The sequence below is a fragment of the Lichenicola sp. GTC18331 genome (assembly GCF_055386855.1).
Genome location: NZ_AP045015.1, coordinates 1721310 through 1741238, shown reverse-complemented (window position 1 = coordinate 1741238; position 19929 = coordinate 1721310). Strand labels below are relative to the sequence as shown.

Below are 19929 nucleotides of genomic sequence, written 5' to 3'. Positions count from 1 at the left end.
GGCCAGTCTCCGGTCCAAACGGACAGAAGTTTTTTGGTTCTTTTCTACGAAAAAGAACACCCTTCATGACTGCCGCTCCAACAAACACGCATCCCCGAACGAATAGAACCGATACCCCGTCGCCACCGCATGCGCGTAGGCGTTTTTCATCCGCTCGGTGCCGGCGAAGGCGCAGACCAGCATGAACAGGGTCGAGCGCGGCAGATGGAAATTGGTGAGCAGCATGTCCACCGCCCGGAAGCGGTGCCCCGGCAGGATGAACAGGCTGGTTTCGCGATCGAACGGATGCACGGTGCCGGTCTCGTCCACCGCGCTTTCCAGCAGGCGCAGCGCCGTGGTGCCGATCGCCACGACCCGGCCACCTGCCGCGCGGGTGCGGTTGATCGCCCCTGCCGCGTCCGCGCCGAGAATGCCGCGTTCAGGGTGCATCCTGTGGTCGGACACGGCATCGGCGCGCATGGGCAGGAAGGTGCCGGCGCCGACATGGAGGGTGACGGTGGCGAGTTCGATGCCGAGCGACGCCGCTTCCGCCAGCAGAGCGGGGGTGAAATGCAGCCCGGCGGTGGGCGCGGCCACGGCGCCGTCATGGGCGGCGAACACGGTCTGGTAGTCGCTCTTGTCGGCCTCGGTCGGGCCGTCCGGGCGGGCGATATAGGGCGGCAGCGCCAGGCGGCCGGCTTCGCGCAGGAAGCGGTCGAACGCCTCGCCTTCCGCCGCGAAGCGCAGCTCCGCGCCGCCGCCCTCTTCAAGCGCGATCACCGCGGCGGTGGTCTCGCTGCCGGGAAAGCGCAGCTTGTCGCCGACGCGCAGGCGGCGGGCATTGCGCACCAGGGCATGCCAGCTTCCGTCCGGCAGAACGCGATCGAGCGTGATGCCGATGCGGGCTTCGCCGCGCAGGGCGGCCAGCTGCGCCGGGATCACCTTGGTGTCGTTGGCGACCAGGAGATCGCCCGGCCGCAGCAGCGTGGGCAGTTCGGACACGACCCGGTCGAACACGCCGTCGCCGCGCACGTCGAGCAGGCGCGCGCTTTCACGCGGCCGCGCCGGGGCCTGGGCGATGCGTTCCGGGGGCAGGGGAAAATCGAAATCGGCGGCGAGCAGAACCATGATGCGGCGGGATTTAACGGAGCCGGGCCCGATCGGCCAGCGTTTCGGGCCCGGGCCTGCTGGCGCGCGGACCGCTTTCATGGTCTGACAAGCACAAGATGCCGCCGCGCCATGATCCGTCCCGCCCGCTCTGGCTACAGTTCATGGGGTTTCTCGGCCCGATGATGCTGAGCAACGTGTTGCAGGCTTTGTCCGGCACGGTGAACAACATCTATCTCGGCCAGATGATCGGCACGGATGCGCTCGCGGCCAGCAGCGTGTTCTTTCCGGTGCTGTTCTTCTTCATGGCTTTGATCCTGGGGCTGGGCGCAGGCGCGTCGGTTCTGTTGGGCCAGGCCTGGGGTGCCGGGGATCGCGAGCGGGTGCGCGCCATCGCCGCCACGACGATCTTCGCCGCCCTGGTGCTGGGCGTGGTGCTGGCGGTGTGTCTGACGCCGTTTTCCGGTTCGATCATGCGCATGCTGCACACGCCGCCGCCGGTTCTGCCCGGCGCCATCGCCTACGCCACGGTGATGTTCGCGGTGATGCCGGTGATCTTCCTGTTTCTGCTCGTCACGCAGCTTCTGCGCGGCATTGGCGACACCACCACCCCGCTCTGGGGGTTGCTGCTGGCGTTGATGATCTCGCTCGTTCTGACGCCGGCGCTGATCCGCGGCTGGTTCGGCCTGCCGCAGATGGGGGTGGCGAGCGCCGCAGCCGCGGCCGGGGCGGCGTGGTTCGTGTCCCTTCTGGCGATGGGGGTCTATCTGCGTGTGCGCGACAGTGCGCTGGCGCCGGACGCGGCCTTTCTGCGCGCCATGCGTCCCAACCGTCGTTTGATGGCGCAGGTGCTGCGCCTCGGACTGCCGTCGGCGGCGCAGATGGTGACCATGGCGGTGGCGGAAACGGTGCTGCTGGGGCTGGTGAACCGGTTCGGCGCCGATGCCACTGCCGCCTACGGTGCCGTGAACCAGATCCTGGCCTATGTGCAGTTTCCGGCCTTTTCCATCGCCATCACGGTGACGATCCTGAGCGCGCAGGCGATCGGCGCAGGGCGCACGGCGCGCCTGCCCGAGATCCTGCGCACCGGGATGCTGGTGAATCTGGCCGTCACGGGCGGTCTGGTGCTGCTGGCCTATGCCCTGTCCGGGCCGGTGGTGCGGTTGTTCGTGACGCGGGGTGCTGTGGTGGCCGAAACCGAGCTGCTGCTGCACATCGTGCTGTGGAGCGCCGTGCTCTACGGGGCGGCGCTGATCCTCTCCGGGCAGATGCGGTCCAGCGGCGTGGTGCTGGTGCCGACCTTGCTGCAGATCGGCTGCATCGTGCTGGTGGAGGTGCCGGTGGCGTGGCTGCTCGGCGCGCGGATCGGCCTGTCCGGCGTGTGGTGCGCCTATCCGGCGGCCTTCTCGGCCATGCTGCTGGTGCAGGCGCTGTTCTTCGCGCTGGTCTGGCGCCGGCGTCCGGTGATGGCGATCCGTTGATGCAGGCGACGCCGACACAGAAAGGGCAGCGCCGTCCGGCGCGGTTCTGTTCCGGTTCGATCATGCGCCATACGGCGGTGATGGCCGGCACCGGCGCGATCGGCCTCCTGGCGCTGTTCGTGGTCGATCTGCTGAACCTGTTCTACATCTCGCGCCTCGGCGACAGGAGCCTGACGGCGGCGATCGGCTTCACGGGTGCTGTCGGCATGCTGCAGATGTCGGTCTCGATCGGGCTTTCGATCGGTCTCGGCGCGGTGGTGTCGCGGCTTCTGGGCGCGGGTCATGACGAGGAGGCGGGCCGGATCGCGTCCACCGCGCTGATCGGCATGTGCGCGCTGATGTTCCTGATCGGCATCGGCACGGTGGCGTTTCTCGGGCCGATTCTGCACGGGCTCGGGGCGAACGGTGCGACCGCCGAGGCTGCCGCCGATTTCATCCGCATCGTCTCGCCCTGCCTGTTCGTGATGCCGCTGACGATGGGGTTTTCCGCCCTTCTGCGCGCCGTGGGCGATGCGAGGCGGTCGATGACCATCACGCTCTGGGGCGCCGCCGTGTCGGCGATCCTCGATCCGGTGCTGATCCTGGGGCTGGGCACGGGTCTGCATCTGGGGCTGGTGGGGGCGGCGATCTCCACGCTCGCCTCGCGCGGCACCGTGGCGCTGCTGGGCTATGTCGGCGTGCGCCGGCATCATCTGCTGTATCGGCCGGTGGCGGCGACGGCTCTGGCCGATCTGCGCCGCGTCGGCACCGTCGCCATGCCGGCGATCCTGACCAATCTGGCCACCCCTGTCGGTGGCGCCTTCGTCACCCACGCCATGGCCCGGTTCGGTCTGCAGGCCGTGGCCGGGCAGGCGACCATCGACCGCATCACCCCCGTGGCGTTCGCCTTCATCTTCGCGCTGACCGGCTCCGTCGGGCCGATCATGGCGCAGAATCTGGGCGCCGGGCTGCTGCCGCGCGTGCGGGAAACCTTGCGCGCCTCGCTCTGGCAGGTGCTGGGCTGCGTTCTGGTCGCCTGGGCGGTGCTGGCGCTGTTGCAGAACCATCTGGCGGTCTGGTTCTCCGCCACCGGCACGGCGGCCGAGCTGCTGCACCTGTTCTGTTCGTTCGTGGTGGCGAGCTTCCTGTGGGTCGGCGCGCTGTTCGTGGCCAATGCCGCGTTCAACAATCTGGGCTTTCCGCTGCTCTCCACCGCGTTCAACTGGGGACGTGCGACGCTGGGGACGATCCCGTTCGTCTTGATCGGCATGCGCTACGGGCCGGTCGGCGTGCTGCTGGGGCAGGCGGCGGGCGGCGTGGTGTTTGGCACCGCCGCGGTGATCACGGCGTTCGTGGTGACGGGGCGGCTGAAGCCGGGGAGCGCCGGTTTCGGGGCCGCGCCGACGGTGCAGGCAGGCACGGCGAAGGCGGCGGGCGGGATGCTGGCGGAGGTGGACGGGACGGATCGGGAGTAGGGGCTTCATGTCCGCTCGGCCGTCAGGCGACTTGTAACAACGATCGGTTCGGGACCATTCTGCTCTCATAACGAGTGCGAAGGGAGGTTCGGATGACCGTGTCCCGCCAGGAGAACGTCGTTCCGTTTCTCCGCTATGACGGCCGTATCAGCGACCTTTACGGAATCTTCATCGTCAACCTGTTGCTGACGATCGTCACGCTGGGCATCTGGCGATTTTGGGCGGTGACCCGGATGCGGCGCTATATCTGGTCGCGCACGGCCCATTCCGGCGAACGCTTCGAATATGACGGCACAGGCGGCCAGCTCTTCGTCGGTTTCCTGATGGCGCTCGGGATCATCCTGGGGCTCGTGGTCGTCACGCTGCTGCTGTCTGTCGGTCTGGTCCGGGTCGAGAGATCCCTGGCCGTGCTGCCGGTGATCCTGTTCGAACTGGCGATCGTCGTTCTGGCGCTCGGTGCCCCGCTCTCGGCACAGCGTTATCGCCTGAACCATACGCTCTGGCGCGGCATTCGCGGCGGGTTGAACGGATCGATGCTGTTATACGGGCTGGTGTCGCTGCTGTATTTCGTTGCTTCCGTCTGCACGTTCTATCAGCTTCTGCCCTGGATGTGGCTGCGCCTGTTCGAGCGCCGCACCAATGCGAGCGTCTTCGGCACGCAGCGCTTCCAGTCTTCCAGCCGTGCGATGCCGCTTTATCTCGCGTGGCTCGGCACGTTCGTGGCGTTGCTCGCATTGCTGATCGCGGTGGCGGTCGCGTTCTGGCTGGTCGAATCCAGCGCGATCATTCTGTTCGTGCAGGCACATGAGCCGATGCTGCGCAACGCGGCGATCTCCATGATGCTGCCGGCATTGATCGTGGCCTATCTCGTGTTGTTCATCGGCAGCGCCTTGATCGTTTGCGGCTTCCAGGCGCGTTTCCTGCGCCAGATCGCCGGCAGCACGACGCTCGGCGGCATTCGCTTTTCGTCCGATGCGGATGCGGGAAGCGTGCTGCGTCTCGTCGGCGGAAACCTGCTGATCCTGTTCTTCACGTTCGGCTTCGGCCTGCCGATCATCATCCATCGCAACCAGCGTTTCCTGGCCGGGCATCTGCTGGCCGACGGCGCGCTCGATCCGGCGACGCTGCACCAGACCGATCAGCGTCCGTCCCGTTACGGCGAGGGCATGTTCCAGGCGCTGGACGCGGGCGCCGGGATCGGCTGAACCGCGATGGCGACCGGCCGGCTGTTCGATGGCAAGACGGCGCAGGCGCATCCGGTGCTGTTGACCCTGGACGGCGACGCGCTGGCGATTCTCGACCCGGTCAGCGGGACGATGCTGCGCTGGCCGGTCGCGGATATCGGCCGCGTCGATATCGACGGGCCGGGGCCGGAGATGACGCTGCGGCATCGTCGCGATCCGGCGCGGCTTGTGGTGTCGGACCCGGTGCTTCTCGAAACCCTGGCGTCCGCCAACCGGTCGCTGCGACAGCGCACGCGCTGGATGGCGCGGCACTGGTTCGGTGCCGTCTCCGCACTCGTGCTGTCGGTCGCCGCGGCGGCAGTGTTGGTGGACCGCGCGCCGCCGCTGCTGGTCGGGTTCGTGCCGCACTGGCTGGAACGGAAATGGTCGACGCAGATCGAGACGGCGGTGTCGCTGGGCTCGGACCGTTGCCATGGCGCGGCGGGGCAGGCGGCTCTGGACCGGCTTGTCGGCATCATGGCGCCCGCCGCTGGCATCGAACGGACCCCCTCGATCGCGGTGATCGACGACGAACAGGTGAACGCGTTCACCTTGCCCGACGGACGCATTCTCTTGTTGCGCGGGCTGATCGCGCATGTATCCGATCCCGACGAGCTCGCCGGCGTGATCGCGCACGAGCTCGGCCACAACCGTCGTCGCGACCCGACGCGCGAGGCGCTGCGTCGCATGGAGCTGTCGATGCTGACCAGTACGCTCGGCTGGGGCAGCCAGTTCGGCGGCCAGATGGCGGCGCTATCCTACGGGCGGCGGATCGAGGCCCGCGCGGATGCAAGCGCGGTTGCAACACTGCACAAGGCCGGGCTGCGCGCCGACGGGCTGGCGCGGTTCCTGGTGTCGCTGAAGACCGGCGATGCGGACACGCGCCTGGCCTTTCTTTCCGACCATCCGAACGACGCCGCGCGCATCGCGGTTCTGCCGCTGGACAAGAGCGGGCGCAGCGCGATGGGCGAGGCGGCGTGGCAGTCGGTGAAACGGATGTGCGATCGGTGAACAGATGGCATCTGGCAGAGGCTCATCCGTTCTGAGGACGCTACTGTGCGAAGCCGGCGGATGAGCAGCAACCGGGCGCCTGCGTATTCATGCCCCTTTCCGTTTACCAGCCATCTCGAACAAAGCGTGTCAGGTAAGCTCGGATTCTGACGCGATGACGACTGGCAGCGGATCGGCGCGTTCGCCGCGCCGGCGGCGGAACATGAACCGGCTTTGATAAGCGCGGCGCTGCTTCGTGATCTCATAGAACACGATGCCCGAACTCGTCCCAAGATTGAGGCTTTCGATCATGCCGAACATCGGGATGCTGACGCAGACATCGCTGCGCTCTACCGCACGGTCGCTGATGCCGACGGACTCGCTGCCAAACCACACGGCAAGTTTCGTGTAGGCGGTATAGTCGCCATCATCGAGAATGATGTTTTGCTTGCCTTTGACATGGGGTGAAGTCGCGATCGACCGATAGCCGAGATGTTCCAGATGGTCGAAGCACGCATCCGTACTATCGAAGCGCTTCGTGAACGTCCATTTGACGGCAGACACGGACGTTTTGCCGATCGACCGATTTTGGCGGAGTTGTTGCCAATCATCCGGGAGCGACCGTTCGCTATCGACGATATAGACTTTTTCGACTCCCAGTGCGTTCGCGTTGCGGATCACTGTGCCGATGTTCTTGACGTCGTGTGGATTCTCCAGGACGGCAACGAGGTGCCGGCATCGATACGGTTTGATCGCGTCTGCGCGCTGACGCATCGACGAACGCGGCCTGGCATGGGCGTCTTCCGCCAATGTCGTTTCTGTCATGTCGTCTCGCTCTACTCGTTCCGTCCACGCTGCCTGTTGAAAGGATGCGGGAGAATCACCGTGTTCGGTGTCGACGCTTATCACAGCGCCTGCCGTTTCGCTGCAATATCGAGCGCGACGAGCCAGCGTGCGTCCGTACCCGACAGATCGGCCCGATCCATGAACCAGCCAAGCAGGAACCCCGAGAGGGACTCGTCGCAACGCACGAGTGTTCCGCCGTCGCCGGTCGGGTGAAGCGTCCAGACATGCACGGCGTGGAACCAGAGTAGTCGGCCTGTCCAGGCGAGACGCTGGTCGGGCGAGAAGACGACGATACGGGAACGGATGTGGCCAGCATCCACGGTCCAGCCGAAGGTCGCGCCAAGGCGCAGGGTGGCATCGGCTTCGACGGCATGGATATCCGGCTGCCAGCGCGGCCAGTTTTGGATGTCGGTAAGGAGATGCCAGATCGTCGCGGGCGGGGCCGCGATCCGCTTTTCGAGGTGAACGACCAGCGGGGCGCTCAGGTCGATTTCGCCGGACGAGGAGGAATGACGATTCCTGCTGTCGCAACCGGACAGAAACAGAAGAACGGCGGCGATACGAAACCGCGCCGCTGCCACGCTTTCACCCCTGATACGAGGCGATCTCCACCAGATTCCCGTCCGGGTCCTTGCAGTACACCGACGTGATCGGCCCCAGCGCACCCAGCCGGTGCACCGGGCCTTCCGTCACCACCACGCCGCATTCGCGGAGATGGTCGATCACGTCCTCGCTCGCCACGGCGGTGACGAAGCAGAGATCCTGCGAGCCCGGCATCGCGTCGTCGGCCGTTTCCCAGCCATCGGCGCCGAAGGGGCGCAGATTGATCTTCTGGCCGCCGAAGCGCAGCGCGCAGCGACGGTTGCGGCCGTATTCCTCGTGCTCCATGCCCAGCACGCGCTGGTACCAGTTGGACGAGGTGGCCACGTCGCGGCAGGTGATCACCAGATGGTCGAGACGGTCGACGGTGAAGCGCATGATCAGGTCAGCCCGTCATAAAAATCGTTGCCCTTGTCGTCGATGACGATGAAGGCGGGGAAGTTCTCGACTTCGATGCGCCAGACCGCTTCCATGCCGAGCTCCGGATATTCCAGCGTCTCGACCTTGCGGATGCAATCCTGCGCCAGACGCGCCGCCGGGCCGCCGACCGAGCCCAGATAGAACCCGCCATATTTCTGGCAGGCCTCCTTCACGGCGCGCGAACGGTTGCCCTTGGCCAGCATCACGAACGATCCGCCCGCCGCCTGGAGCATGTCCACGTAGCTGTCCATGCGTCCGGCGGTGGTGGGGCCGAACGAGCCGGTGGGCATGCCTTCCGGCGTCTTGGCCGGGCCGGCGTAGTAGACCGGATGGTTGCGCAGATAGTCCGGCACGCCTTCGCCGCGATCGAGCCGCTCCTTGAACTTGGCATGGGCGATGTCGCGCGCCACCACGATGGTGCCGGTGAGCGACACGCGCGTCTTTACCGGGTAGCGCGACAGAAGGGCGCGGATCTGGTCCATCGGCTGGTTCAGATCCACCGGCACCACGTCGCCGCCGAGAATGGCATCGGTGGCCTCGGGCAAATAGTGCGCGGGATCGGTCTCGAGCTGTTCGAGGAAGATGCCTTCCGGCATGATCTTGGCCTTGATCTGCCGGTCCGCGGAACAGGACACGCCGATGCCGACGGGCAGGGACGCGCCGTGACGGGGCAGGCGCACCACGCGCACGTCATGGCAGAAATACTTGCCGCCGAACTGCGCGCCGATGCCGAGCGTCTGGGTCAGCTTATGCACCTCGCCTTCCAGCGCCACGTCGCGGAAGGCCTGGCCAAGCGCGTTGCCTTCGGTCGGCAGCGCATCGAGGTATTTGGTGGAAGCGAGCTTCACCGCCTTCAGCGTCAGCTCGGCCGAGGTGCCGCCGATCACCACGGCGAGGTGGTAGGGCGGGCAGGCGGAGGTGCCGAGCGTGCGGATCTTGGTGCCGAGCCATTCCAGCAGCTTGTCCTGGCTGGACAGCAGCGCGCGTGTTTCCTGGAACAGGAAGGTCTTGTTGGCCGAACCGCCGCCCTTGGCGATGAACATCAGATGCAGTTCGTCAGCGTGGTGGTCGCCAGGTGCCGCGGCGATGTCGAACTGCACCGGCAGGTTGGTGCCTGTGTTGACCTCGTCGAACATGGTCAGCGGCGCCATCTGCGAATAGCGCAGATTGGTCTCGGTGTAGGTGCGGTGGACGCCGTGCGAGAGTGCTTCTTCCTCGTTGCCGTCGATCCAGACGCGCTGGCCCTTCTTGCCGAACACGATCGCCGTGCCGGTGTCCTGGCACATGGGCAGCACACCGCCTGCGGAGATGGAGGCGTTCTTCAGCAGGTCGAGCGCCACGAAGCGATCGTTGGCGGAGCTTTCGGGGTCTTCGAGAATGCGGCGGAGCTGCGCCAGATGCGCCGGGCGCAGCAGATGCGACACGTCGTGGAACGCGGTGGCGGCGAGATCGGACAGCGCCTGCGCCGATACGGTGAGTACGCGCTTGCCGTCGTGCTCGGACACGGACACGCCCGGAATGTCGAGCTTGCGCCAGGGCGTCGCGTCCTCGCCCAGGGGAAACATCGGCCCGTACTGGAAGGGCTTCGGTTGCGGGCGGGACGGCGGCGTCATGGCGTTCATCGGCGGTTCCGGTTCGTGCGTCGCTTTACGGGGCGGGAGCGCTGCGCGGTCGCGCTCTGGGGGTCAGCTCGGGTTGGACCGCTTGCGGAACGCATCCAGGCTGACGACCTGCGGGGTCGGATCGGGCTTCTCGCCCTCTTCTTCCGGTTCCGGCGCCGCGGCCGCTTCGGTGCCGGAATCGGGCGCCGTGTCCTGCGGCGTGTCGTGCGGCTCGGGGGTGAAGCGCAGGGCCAGCCGCACCTGCGGATCGGCGAAGCCGGTGATGGCGCGCAGCGGCACGGCGAGCGTGGTGGGGACGGAGCCGAACGACAGGCCCACGGTGAGGAGCTCCGCGTCCTCGTCCACCTTCAGGTCCCAGAACTGATGCTGCAGGACGATGGTCATCTCGGTCGGGTACTGCGCCAGCATGCGCTTGGGCACGACGGTGAGCGGATCGTCGGTGCGGAAGGTCAGATAGAAATGATGCGCGCCCGGCAGTCCTTCGGCGGCGGCATGGTTGAGGGCGCGGATCATCACCTGGCGATAGGCCTGCTCGATCCAGCGATCGTACGGCAGCAGGCTGTCCGCCATCACGCCGTCATTCTCGTCGGCGATGCCGCCCGAATCGTCCTCGGCCATGATTGCGGCCCCCCTGCCATCTCGAACCGCGCGACGATGGTGTCTGTTCGCGGCTTTTCGGTGTCGTTCCGGTGCAGCCATGCGACAATTGGTGTTCTGCCGCAAGGCACAGCAGGGAACGAACCGGTCTTCGTGAAGTGGGGGGGCTTCTGTTGCCCGGTGCCCCCCCGAACCGCGCTTATCGCTTATGCAGCGACAGCGAGCGCCTCATGGTTATCATTGGCACTTGTGATTTGACCCGATGACGGCGGTATCATGCCGGGCAAAAGGTAGGTCTTTACCACGCGTGTCGAGCCTGTTTCGTCCCCATATGCCCCGTTTCCGGGATGGTGGAGACGCCGGGCACTGCCCCCGGGTCCACAACGTTTATTCCACGTACCGTTTATCGCCATAGCCGAGGTTGCCCTCTTGCACGGTCAGATATAGGTGACCGATCCGGCCGCGTCCAGGGCGAGTCGGTTGTTTCGGAGCCGCGCCATGCAGAACCTGACCGAGAGCCAGCTCCGCGAGATCGCCGAAAGCCGCGAAGCGAGCGCCCCCACGCGCCGGCCGATCAGCGAAGGGCTGGAGGCCATCCTGTTCCAGCCGGCGCCGGTTCTGGACAAGGGCTTCGTCCGCGTCGTTGACTACATGGGCGACGACAACGCGGTGGTGCAGGGCGCGCGCGTCTCCTACGGGCGCGGCACGCGTGCGGTGCAGAGCGATCGCGGCCTGATCCGCTATCTGATGCGCCATCGGCACACCACCCCGTTCGAGCTGTGCGAGATCAAGCTGCACGTCCGCGCGCCGATCTTTGTCACGCGGCAATGGTTCCGGCATCGCACAGCGTCCATCAACGAGTATTCCGCGCGCTATTCGGTGCTGGAGCGCGAGTTCTATTCGCCCGATCCCGGCGGCGTCGCGGCGCAGAGCGCGTCCAACCGCCAGGGGCGCGGCGAGGCGATGGCGCCGGAGGATGCCGCCCGCGTGGTGGCGATGCTGCGCGACGATGCGGCACGCTGCTACGACAACTATCTCTGGATGCTGAACGAGGACGAAAGCGGTGAGCCGGTCGATCCGGAACGACCGGGCGTGGCGCGCGAGCTGGCGCGCATCAACCTGCCGGTCGGCATCTATACCCAGTTCTACTGGAAAGTGAATCTCTGGAACCTGCTTCGGTTCCTGAGCCTGCGCGCCGATCCGCACGCGCAATATGAAATCCGCGCCTTCGCCGAAGCCATCGCGGAGATGGTCCGCGCCTGGGTGCCCGCCGTGTTCGAGGCGTTCGGCGACTATGTGCAGAACGCCACCACCCTGTCCGGTCAGGCGACGGCGCTGCTCCGCGCCGCCCTGGCCAGCGCGGAGAAGGTGGACCCGGCCGGGTTCGGCCTGTCGGGCCGCGAGCTGCGCGAATTGCTGGACACGGTGCCCGAACTGCGGAACAGGGTCATCTCCGGCGGCTGAACCCCGAAAGGCTTTCCGATGCAGGACCCCGACAAGCCGAGCAAGTTGCCGAGCCTGATGCCGTTCGTGGTGATCGCGGCCGTGCTCGTGCTGATCTATGCCGGGGTCTCGCTGTTTCCGTATTTCAAATCGTACATGGTGCGGCAGGACTGCATCGCGTCCGGTCAGACGAGCTGCATCCAGCCGCATTGATGGCTCACCACGCGACGACGCCGCCGTCGTCGAAGAATCCGCCGGTGGGGCCCTCCGCGTCCAGGGTCGCCAGCCTGACGGCGATGGCGGCGCCCTGTTCGGGCGTGCGATGGCCCTGGTGCTGGTTCAGATCGGTGGCGGTGTAGCCCGGGCAGCAGCTGTTCACCTTGAATCCGTCCGGTCCGAGTTCCTTGGCCAGGCAGAGCATGATCATGTTCAGTGCCGATTTGGAGCTCGCATAGCCGAGCAGGTTCACCTCCGACATCGGCGCGCCGAAGTCGGACGCCCAGCTCAGCGAGCCCAGCGACGAGCTGACCATGACGATGCGCGGCGCGTCCGCACGACGCAGCAAGGGCAGCATGGCCCGGGTGACGCGGATCGGGCCGAACACGTTCACCGCATGGATGTCGCGGATGCTGTCGAGGCTTTCTTCCGTGGGTTTGGCCCGGCCGGCCGCGATTCCGGCGTTGTTCACCAGCGCATCCAGCCGCTCTGTCTGATCCGCGAGCGCACGGGCCGCGTCCGCCACGCTGGCATCGTCCGTCACGTCCAGCGTCAGCGCCCTCACGTCGAGCCCTTCGCCGCGAAGCGCATCCGCCGCCGCGTCGCCGCGTCCGGCATCGCGGCTGCCGAGCCAGACGCGATAGCCGCGCCGCCCTAGCCCGCGTGCGATCTCCCATCCGATGCCCTTGTTGGCGCCCGTGACCAGCGCCGTCTTCCGATCCGTCATGGGTGTCTCCCTGGTTCCGACGCCGAGATGGGCGTTTCGCGCGGGGAGCGGATGTCGGTTCTGCGCGTCGATTTGCCCGTTCCGCTCAAACAGCCGCGCCGGTGGCATGGCGGGCGCTTGTCGGGACGCCGGCGTCGAACGATCTTGCCGGTATGCAGGACGTGCTGGACCGGATGTGCGAGATCGTCGGGCGCCATGTTGGCCGTCTGCCGCCGGAAGCGGGCGACGGGGTGTTCTCCCGGGTCGGCATGGTCGACGCTGCGCGGCCTCCGAGGCCTGTGGACGGTGTGTACCCGCCGACGATGGCGCTGATCCTGAGCGGAAAGAAGGACATCGCCATTGGCCGGAGCCGCCTGCACTACGATCCGGCCAGCTATTTCATCGCCACCGTGTCCCTGCCGGCGACGGGCTGCGTGCAGCACGAACCGTTCCGCGCCGTCAGTCTGACGCTCGATCCGCTCCTGCTGGCGTCGCTGCTGCCGGAGACCGCGCGGACAGAGGATCTGGATCCGCCACAGGCAGCGTTCGCGGTGAACCCGGTCACGCCCGAGCTGCTGGATGCGTGGTGGCGCTTGCTGCGTCTGCTCGACACGCCGTCCGATATCGCCGCGCTGGCCCCGCTCGCCGAACGCGAGATCCTGTATCGGCTGCTGCAGGGGCCGCAGGGGGCCATCCTTCGGCAGATCGCCCGCACCGACAGCCGCCATGGCCGCGTCGGCCGCGCGATCGCCCTGATCCGTGGCGAATTCGACCGGCCGCTGCGGTCGGAGCGGCTGGCCGATGCGGCCGGCATGAGCGTCGCCTCGCTGCACCGGCATTTCCGGGCCGCCACGGCGATGAGCCCGCTGCAATACCAGAAGGCGCTCCGTTTGCACGAGGCGCGCCGCCTGTTGCTGGGCGGACGGGAGGTGTCGGCCAGCGCCTATGCGGTCGGCTATGAAAGCCCGTCCCAGTTCAGCCGCGACTATAGCCGCTTGTTCGGTACCGCGCCGTCGCGCGATGCGGTCCGGGCAGCCTGAGCGAATGCCGGAGCCTGCCGTCTTCGGCGGCGCTTTGGACGTTAACGCCGGGTTAGAGTTCCGCTGCTAGGGTCGTTCTGCTTTCGGAAAGACGAGGAACGGGACATGCTGCGTTCGGTTTTGGTTCTGCTGGGCCTCGTCGTGGCCGCGCCCGCGTTCGCCCAAGGGGGCGCGCTGTCCATTCCCGTGCTGCCGTCGCACGCCGGCGGCAAGCCGACCTATGTTTCCGTGTCGATCGGCGGCGGTCCGCCCAGCCCTGTCGGCATTGATACCGGTTCCACCGGGCTCTACGTGTTCAGGCGCGACATCGGGCCCGACATCCAGTTGAGCGACGAGCCGCTCCATCAGAGCTATGTGGACGGAACCAATTTTCGCGGCGTGATCGGAACGGCGCGGGTGGTGTTCACCGAAGCCGATGGGCGGGTGGAAACCAGACCGATGAGGATCGGGGTCATCACCCAGGTTTACTGCGCAGAATCGCACCCGAACTGCCCGGGCAGCGATCAGAAGCCGGGCGTCATGGGGATCGGCATGGATACGGGCGGCCGGTTGGCCAGCCCGCTGGCGCAGATCGACGGGCCGGGCGCGGACGGGTTCATCGTCGATCTGCGACAGGGCGCGGAACCCAGAATCGTGGTCGGACCGACCCCGCGTGTTCTGCGCGATTTCCGCTTCACGCCGCTGAAACCGGGTCGTCCCAGCACTATCGGATTGCCGTCCTGGGATGCGGGCTCTGCGGTGGGCATCTACGGCGTCAACGGCGAGCGGAGCGCGCCGCAACAGGTGATCCTGGATACGGGCGAGTTCGACACCGTGTTCGATCCTGGTCCGATCCGCGCCATGTCGCTGGGGCCGCGCGGCTTTCTGCTGCCCGGACAGGACTTCACCCTGACGATTCCGGGCGTGCTCGACGTCGCCATCCGCACCGACCGGACGACCTTCATCAAGCCGAAAAGCACGCCGCGATCCAATAGCGGCGTGCTGCTGTTCCGCCATGTGGCGGTCGCGTTCGATGCCCGGAACGGGCGGGTCGGCTTTTCCCGCTGAGGCGTCGGACCTCAAGCGTTCCGAAGCGCCAGTCGGGCCATGGCGATCGCGCCCTCGCGGCTGCGCGCCGCCGCCACGAAACGGCGCAGATGCGCGAACACGGCATCCGGCACGCCGGTGAGGGTGCGCAGTTCGCCTTCCGGCAGTCCGCCCCATTCCGCCGGGAGAGGCAGCTTCTGCGCGAACGAGCCCGGCTCCGGCGGCACCGTATCCAGCATCCAGTTGCCGTTGGAGGCCGGGGACACGGCGAGCAGCACCGGCAGATCGCGTGCCAGAACCACGTTCTTCCACGGCATGCCGCGGTCCAGCACCAGCAGGCGCGGATCGCTCCCGGACGCGTGCGCCGTCAAGACCTCGGTTTCGGCGGCAAGACGCGCGCGCATCACCTCGATCTTGCGGCGCAGCACGGCTTCGGCCAGGGCGGAGGCTTCGGCGAAAGCGGCGTCGCCGGCGGTGTCGCCGGTGGCGGCCGGATCGTCCCAGGTCGGATTGAAATCGCCGATCAGGGAGGCGAGACCGAGCGAATCCCGGCGACGCGGTCCGTCCTGGCCAACGCCGTTGTCGATCTCGTCGATGGTGCGAACCACGCCCTCGTCCAGGTCGGCGGCGATCACGGCGGCCTTGCCGGCATCCGTGTCCGGCAGAACGGCACGCACCGCCTGCTCGCCGAACCGGCGCCACACCAGACCTGCGGACGAGAACGGCGTTCCGTCCGGGCGCAACGGCGCGCCGCGCTGGTGATGGTCGAACCGATCGGTCGCCTCGTCATGAACCCCGCCGACATCGAACACGATGTCGCCGGCCTCGATCGCGGCCGGCTTGCGCGTGCGCAGCAGCGTGTGATCGCGGCCGGCGTGCTGCAGACCGAGCGCCAAACGCAGCACCGCGTAGGCGAACACTTCGTCGCAATGGAACTTGCCACTATGGGTGACGAGAACGGGGCGGGTTTGATCGGTCATCAGGGCAGGTTCCGGCGGTTCGGCGCGCTATACAGCATGGATGCGGGGTCGCCGATACTGTCGGCGAACCGGCCGCATGCGGTGTTGCGACGGCTTCATTTGCCGAAGAAGCGGAACCGGGTTAGTAAAGCTCATTGCCGTTCGATTCCTCCCGCGTTTTCGGCGGGCGAAGAAACGGCACTCCATGCAGAACTTTCGCGCGGTTCCGGTTTTTCGGTGCCGCCGGCCCGAGGCCAGCCGCGCGCCCCTGCGACAGGATGTGTTTTGAATCAAAAGCTTACTTTGAATCCGACCGCGGATTCGTCGGACGATGTCTCCATCCCGTCCGACGATGCCGTTCGTCAGGCGTTGTTGCGCATGGGCTCGGGCCGGCCGCGTGTCGGTACCATGACCAAGCAGCCGGAACGCGGCCTGGAACGCAGCAACGAGCGCGCGCACGGATATCAGCAAGGCGGAAACCGTCGCGGCAACGATACGGCGCAGACCGCTTCGCCCGATGCGCGCCGTCGACGTTTCAGTCAGAACGAACACGTTCCGGTGGAATACGTGTCGCGCGATCGTCCGGCACGCGGCCAGGAGACGATGCGTCTCGATCTGGGCCGGGTCGAGACCGCCGAACCCGTCGACGACCGTGCAGGTTTTCTGGAGCGCGAGCTGGATCGGGAGCGCCAGGCACGCCAGGCCGCCGAAGCCGCGCTGGCCGAAAAGACCAAGGTGATCGAGACGCTCCGCACGCGCGTCGTTCATCTGGAGATCGACATCCAGGAAGCGCGTTCGCAGCGTCAGGCGATGATCGATCTGGCCCAGTCCGCTGCACAGCAATCCGCGGCGCAGCAGGCCGCTGCCGCGCAGCAGGCGGCCGAGGCCCGCGCCGCCGCGGCCGCGCTTTCCGCCGCGAATGACGAGGACGATGCCGGCGAGCCGTCGCCTGTGCGTCGTGGCCGGGGGCGTCCGCGCCGCGTGCCGGTGCAGGTCGAGGCGGATGCCGAGCCGGAACCGGTGAAATGGTGGACGGACTGATCTCCATGCCGCCGATCGTGGTGGCGCTTCCGGTCGTGCCGGTGCGTGGCCAGCAAGCGCCGTTTCCCGTGCGCCGGATCTGGTGCGTCGGACAGAACTACGCCGACCACGCACGCGAGATGGGCGGCGATCCCGATCGGGCGCCGCCGTTCTTCTTCTCCAAGCCCGGCGATGCCGTAGTGCCCGGCGGCGGCGATCTGCCTTATCCGCCGCAGACCGGCAATCTGCATCACGAGGTCGAGCTGGTGGCGGCGATCGGCATCGGCGGCAGCGAGATCGCAGCGGAGAACGCCCTGGCGCATGTGTTCGGCTATGCCGTGGCGCTGGACATGACCCGACGCGACCTGCAGGCGGAGGCCAAGGCGGCCGGGCGTCCCTGGGCGTTCAGCAAGGGATTCGACCAGTCCTGCCCGATCGCGCCGATCGTGCCGGCGGCCGAGATCGGCCATCCGCAGAAGGGGGCGATCACCCTGACCGTGGACGGCGTGCTGCGTCAGACCGGCGATCTGGCGGACATGATCTGGAGCGTGGCCGAGGCGATCGCGTTTCTGTCGCGCTTCGTGGCGCTGGCGCCGGGCGATCTGGTCATGACCGGGACGCCGGCGGGGGTGGGGCCGGTGAAACCGGGCGAACGGATCGTCGGCGCGTGTTCCGGCGACGGGTTCGATCTGGGCGAGATCGCCGTCCGGTATGGAGCGGCCTGATCATGCTGGTGGTGGTCACGGGCGGGTCTCGCGGTCTCGGTGCCGCCTTCGTGCGGGCGCTGCTGGCACGCGGCGATACGGTGGTCGCGGCTGCGCGCGGCCAGGCGCCGCTGGAGCATCCAAACCTGCATTGGGTTCCGGCGGATCTGTCCGATCCGGCGCAGGCCGGCGACTGGATCGAGCAGGCGCTGGCGCCCTTGCCGCCGTTCGAGCGCGCGTCGCTGATCCTGAATGCCGGCATGATCGACCCGCTCTGCCCGGTCGCAGCTCTTCCGGTTGATGCGCTCGACACCCATCTGCGCGTCAACCTTACCGGGCCGATGCTCAGCACGGCGGCGTTCCTGCGCGCCACCGAAGGCTGGGGTGCCGACCGGCGCGTGCTGGCGATCTCGTCCGGGGCCGGGCGACGCGGCGTGCCGCACTGGTCTGCCTATTGCGCCGCCAAGGCCGGCCTCGACGGCTTCATCCGCGCCCTGGCGAGCGAGGCGGATGTGCGCGCCGTGTCGATGGCGCCCGGTCTGGTGGATACGGCGATGCAGGAGATCGTGCGCACGGTGGACACGCCGACGCGTTCGCGTTTCCAGGACGCGCACGAGACCGGCGGGCTGGCGAGCCCCGATTCCGTCGCCGCACGCCTGATCGAGCATCTCGACTCCGAAGCGTTCGGCGACAAGGTCGTGGACGACATCCGCGAGCTGGAGCCGCGCGGAGCTTGAGGCTCGGTGCGAGGGATAGGGGTTTCGCTCCCGCTCTCGCACAATATCTTGTGGATAGACGAACGATGCCCGGTTTCCCGCCAGGGCGCTCTGCGGCATAGTCCGGCCCGCGCCCGACACTCTCGCGAGTCCCGGGCAAATCCTTCCGATCGCATGCGAGACGCCGTTTCGGCGGACGCTGCGGCTTGCTTTTGGAGCGTCACGTCATGGACCAAGCCGTTGGGGAAACCAGGTTCGACCTGCTGACCGCGAACCCGGTCTATAAGCCGTTCCGTTATCCCTGGGCCTATGAGGCCTGGCACACGCAGCAGCGCGTGCACTGGCTGCCGGAAGAGGTTCCGCTGGCCGACGACGTCAAGGACTGGCACCGCAACCTGTCCGATGGCGAGCGCAATCTCGTCACGCAGATCTTCCGCTTCTTCACGCAGTCCGACGTGGAAGTGAACAACTGCTACATGAAGCATTACAGCCAGGTCTTCAAACCGACCGAAGTGCTGATGATGCTGTCCGCCTTCTCCAATATCGAGACGGTGCACATCGCGGCATACAGCCATCTGCTCGACACCATCGGCATGCCGGAGCAGGAATACTCGGCCTTCCTCCAATACAAGGAGATGAAGGACAAGTACGATTACATGCAGGGCTTCTCGGTCGACAGCAAGCACGAGATCGCCAAGACGCTGGCCGCGTTCGGCGCCTTCACCGAAGGCCTTCAGCTCTTTGCCTCGTTCGCGATCCTGCTGAACTTCCCGCGCTTCAACAAGCTCAAGGGCATGGGGCAGATCGTGACCTGGTCGGTGCGCGACGAGACGCTGCACTGCCTGTCCGTGATCCGCTTGTTCCGCACCTTCGTGCAGGAGAATCCGGAGATCTGGACCGACCAGCTCCGTGCGGAGCTGAGCGAGATCTGTGCCACCATCGTGCATCACGAGGACGCATTCATCGACCTCGCCTTCGAGCTGGGTCCGGTGGAAGGGCTCGATGCGGCGCAGGTGAAGCAGTATATCCGCTTCATCGCCGATCGCCGCCTGATCCAGCTCGGACTGGAACCGCTCTACAACGTCGCCAGCAACCCGCTGCCCTGGCTGGACGATCTGCTGAACGCCGTCGAGCACGCCAACTTCTTCGAGAACCGTTCCACTGAGTACAGCCGCGCCTCCACATCCGGCACCTGGGAGGAGGCGTTCTCCTCCTCCATCGGCGCCGACTGGCATGAGGAAACATCGGTTCCGGCCTGATCCCGGCGGTGGCGAGCGGCCGAAACCCGTTCGTCACCCGACCGTTTGGTTCTCTTGCCGCAGGTGACCTGTCGCCTCGGCAAAAGGAGACAAGCCATGGACCGTCCGCTCGAAATCGCCTTCCACAATCTGCAGCGCTCCGAGTCGCTCGAAGAGGAGATCAGGGCGCAGGTCGAGAAGCTGGAAGCGCGCTACGGGCGATTGATCGGTTGTCGTGTGTCCGTGGAGGCGCTGCATCAGCAGCACCAGACCGGAAACTCCTACGAAGTCCACATCACCTTCTCCGTTCCGGGCCAGGAGATCGTGGTCTCGCACGAGCCGCATCATGCCAAGGAGCGTCGCGCACACCCGGACGTGCGCAGCGCCACGAAGGAAGCCTTCAAGGCGGCCGAACGGCGTTTGGAGAGCTACAAGAGCCAGAAGCGCTCGAACGACAAGATCAAGCAGGACGTCGTCTGAACACAGGTTCGCGCGGTGTCGGTGCGTTTGCCCGGCACCGCATCTGCGCTGGGAGTCGCTGT

21 protein-coding genes and 1 other RNA gene are annotated in these 19929 nt (G+C 66.9%); 13 read left to right on the top strand and 9 right to left on the bottom strand.

The window, feature by feature from the left end:
- Positions 1-63: 63 nt before the first annotated feature.
- Complete coding sequence (gene queA / locus ACZ5BM_RS08065; protein WP_498911315.1) at positions 64-1107, bottom strand: S-adenosylmethionine:tRNA ribosyltransferase-isomerase; 1044 nt, start codon at positions 1105-1107, stop codon at positions 64-66.
- Positions 1108-1205: 98 nt separating this feature from the next.
- Between queA and ACZ5BM_RS08060 the strand changes: the two genes are divergently transcribed.
- The 4 genes from ACZ5BM_RS08060 (at position 1206) to ACZ5BM_RS08045 (ending at position 6255) form a co-directional block, all read left to right on the top strand.
- Positions 1206-2567 carry an MATE family efflux transporter gene (locus tag ACZ5BM_RS08060; RefSeq protein WP_498911313.1) on the top strand — a complete coding sequence of 454 codons (1362 nt, stop codon included), beginning with the start codon at positions 1206-1208 and terminating at the stop codon, positions 2565-2567.
- A complete protein-coding gene (locus tag ACZ5BM_RS08055; RefSeq protein ID WP_498911311.1) occupies positions 2567-4021 on the top strand; it encodes an MATE family efflux transporter in 1455 nt (484 codons plus the stop codon). The genes ACZ5BM_RS08060 and ACZ5BM_RS08055 overlap by 1 nt, the downstream gene beginning before the upstream one ends.
- A gap of 92 nt (positions 4022-4113) precedes the next feature.
- The gene (locus tag ACZ5BM_RS08050; protein ID WP_498911310.1) at positions 4114-5226 is read left to right on the top strand and encodes a YjgN family protein; all 1113 of its coding nucleotides are present in this window, start codon (positions 4114-4116) and stop codon (positions 5224-5226) included.
- A 6-nt stretch (positions 5227-5232) separates the two neighbouring features.
- Entirely contained in the window at positions 5233-6255 is a 1023-nt protein-coding gene (locus ACZ5BM_RS08045) for a M48 family metallopeptidase (protein ID WP_498911308.1), read from the top strand.
- 129 nt (positions 6256-6384) lie between these two features.
- On the opposite strand, the gene ACZ5BM_RS08040 is transcribed toward ACZ5BM_RS08045, so the two are convergent.
- The 6 genes from ACZ5BM_RS08040 to ssrA form a co-directional block, all read right to left on the bottom strand.
- Positions 6385-7059, bottom strand: coding sequence for a TrmH family RNA methyltransferase (locus ACZ5BM_RS08040; protein ID WP_498911306.1), 675 nt, complete (start codon positions 7057-7059; stop codon positions 6385-6387).
- Between the two features lie 80 nt (positions 7060-7139).
- On the bottom strand, positions 7140-7661 hold the full coding sequence (locus tag ACZ5BM_RS08035; protein ID WP_498911305.1) for an SRPBCC domain-containing protein: 522 nt from the start codon (positions 7659-7661) through the stop codon (positions 7140-7142).
- A 4-nt stretch (positions 7662-7665) separates the two neighbouring features.
- Positions 7666-8058 (bottom strand): VOC family protein, encoded by a 393-nt coding sequence (locus ACZ5BM_RS08030; RefSeq protein ID WP_498911303.1) that lies wholly within the window; start codon positions 8056-8058, stop codon positions 7666-7668.
- Between the two features lie 2 nt (positions 8059-8060).
- Positions 8061-9722, bottom strand: a complete 1662-nt coding sequence (locus ACZ5BM_RS08025; RefSeq protein WP_498911302.1) for a fumarate hydratase — start codon at positions 9720-9722, stop codon at positions 8061-8063.
- A gap of 63 nt (positions 9723-9785) precedes the next feature.
- On the bottom strand, positions 9786-10340 hold the full coding sequence (locus ACZ5BM_RS08020) for an SspB family protein (protein ID WP_498911300.1): 555 nt from the start codon (positions 10338-10340) through the stop codon (positions 9786-9788).
- Positions 10341-10476: 136 nt separating this feature from the next.
- Positions 10477-10792: a transfer-messenger RNA gene (ssrA, locus tag ACZ5BM_RS08015) on the bottom strand.
- Between the two features lie 25 nt (positions 10793-10817).
- Between ssrA and thyX the strand changes: the two genes are divergently transcribed.
- A complete protein-coding gene (thyX, locus tag ACZ5BM_RS08010) occupies positions 10818-11783 on the top strand; it encodes an FAD-dependent thymidylate synthase (RefSeq protein WP_498911298.1) in 966 nt (321 codons plus the stop codon).
- Positions 11784-11801: 18 nt separating this feature from the next.
- Positions 11802-11975, top strand: a complete 174-nt coding sequence (locus ACZ5BM_RS08005; protein ID WP_498911296.1) for a hypothetical protein — start codon at positions 11802-11804, stop codon at positions 11973-11975.
- 4 nt (positions 11976-11979) lie between these two features.
- Here ACZ5BM_RS08005 and ACZ5BM_RS08000 read toward each other — a convergent pair whose 3' ends face one another.
- Complete coding sequence (locus tag ACZ5BM_RS08000; RefSeq protein WP_498911294.1) at positions 11980-12705, bottom strand: SDR family oxidoreductase; 726 nt, start codon at positions 12703-12705, stop codon at positions 11980-11982.
- Between the two features lie 152 nt (positions 12706-12857).
- Here ACZ5BM_RS08000 and ACZ5BM_RS07995 point away from each other — a divergent pair, with 152 nt between their 5' ends.
- Positions 12858-13724 carry an AraC family transcriptional regulator gene (locus ACZ5BM_RS07995; RefSeq protein ID WP_498911292.1) on the top strand — a complete coding sequence of 289 codons (867 nt, stop codon included), beginning with the start codon at positions 12858-12860 and terminating at the stop codon, positions 13722-13724.
- 105 nt (positions 13725-13829) lie between these two features.
- Positions 13830-14771, top strand: coding sequence for a hypothetical protein (locus tag ACZ5BM_RS07990; RefSeq protein ID WP_498911291.1), 942 nt, complete (start codon positions 13830-13832; stop codon positions 14769-14771).
- An 11-nt stretch (positions 14772-14782) separates the two neighbouring features.
- Here ACZ5BM_RS07990 and ACZ5BM_RS07985 read toward each other — a convergent pair whose 3' ends face one another.
- On the bottom strand, positions 14783-15730 hold the full coding sequence (locus tag ACZ5BM_RS07985) for an MYG1 family protein (protein ID WP_498911290.1): 948 nt from the start codon (positions 15728-15730) through the stop codon (positions 14783-14785).
- On the opposite strand from ACZ5BM_RS07985, the gene ACZ5BM_RS07980 reads away from it, so the two are divergent.
- From ACZ5BM_RS07980 to ACZ5BM_RS07960, 5 genes are all read left to right on the top strand, one after another.
- The gene (locus ACZ5BM_RS07980; RefSeq protein WP_498911289.1) at positions 15695-16750 is read left to right on the top strand and encodes a hypothetical protein; all 1056 of its coding nucleotides are present in this window, start codon (positions 15695-15697) and stop codon (positions 16748-16750) included. The genes ACZ5BM_RS07985 and ACZ5BM_RS07980 overlap by 36 nt on opposite strands.
- Complete coding sequence (locus ACZ5BM_RS07975) at positions 16735-17454, top strand: fumarylacetoacetate hydrolase family protein (protein WP_498911287.1); 720 nt, start codon at positions 16735-16737, stop codon at positions 17452-17454. Before ACZ5BM_RS07980 ends, ACZ5BM_RS07975 begins: the two co-directional genes overlap by 16 nt.
- A gap of 2 nt (positions 17455-17456) precedes the next feature.
- On the top strand, positions 17457-18170 hold the full coding sequence (locus ACZ5BM_RS07970) for a Rossmann-fold NAD(P)-binding domain-containing protein (RefSeq protein WP_498911285.1): 714 nt from the start codon (positions 17457-17459) through the stop codon (positions 18168-18170).
- A 206-nt stretch (positions 18171-18376) separates the two neighbouring features.
- On the top strand, positions 18377-19408 hold the full coding sequence (locus ACZ5BM_RS07965) for a ribonucleotide-diphosphate reductase subunit beta (protein ID WP_498911283.1): 1032 nt from the start codon (positions 18377-18379) through the stop codon (positions 19406-19408).
- 96 nt (positions 19409-19504) lie between these two features.
- Positions 19505-19867 (top strand): HPF/RaiA family ribosome-associated protein, encoded by a 363-nt coding sequence (locus ACZ5BM_RS07960; RefSeq protein ID WP_498911281.1) that lies wholly within the window; start codon positions 19505-19507, stop codon positions 19865-19867.
- Positions 19868-19929 lie beyond the last annotated feature (62 nt).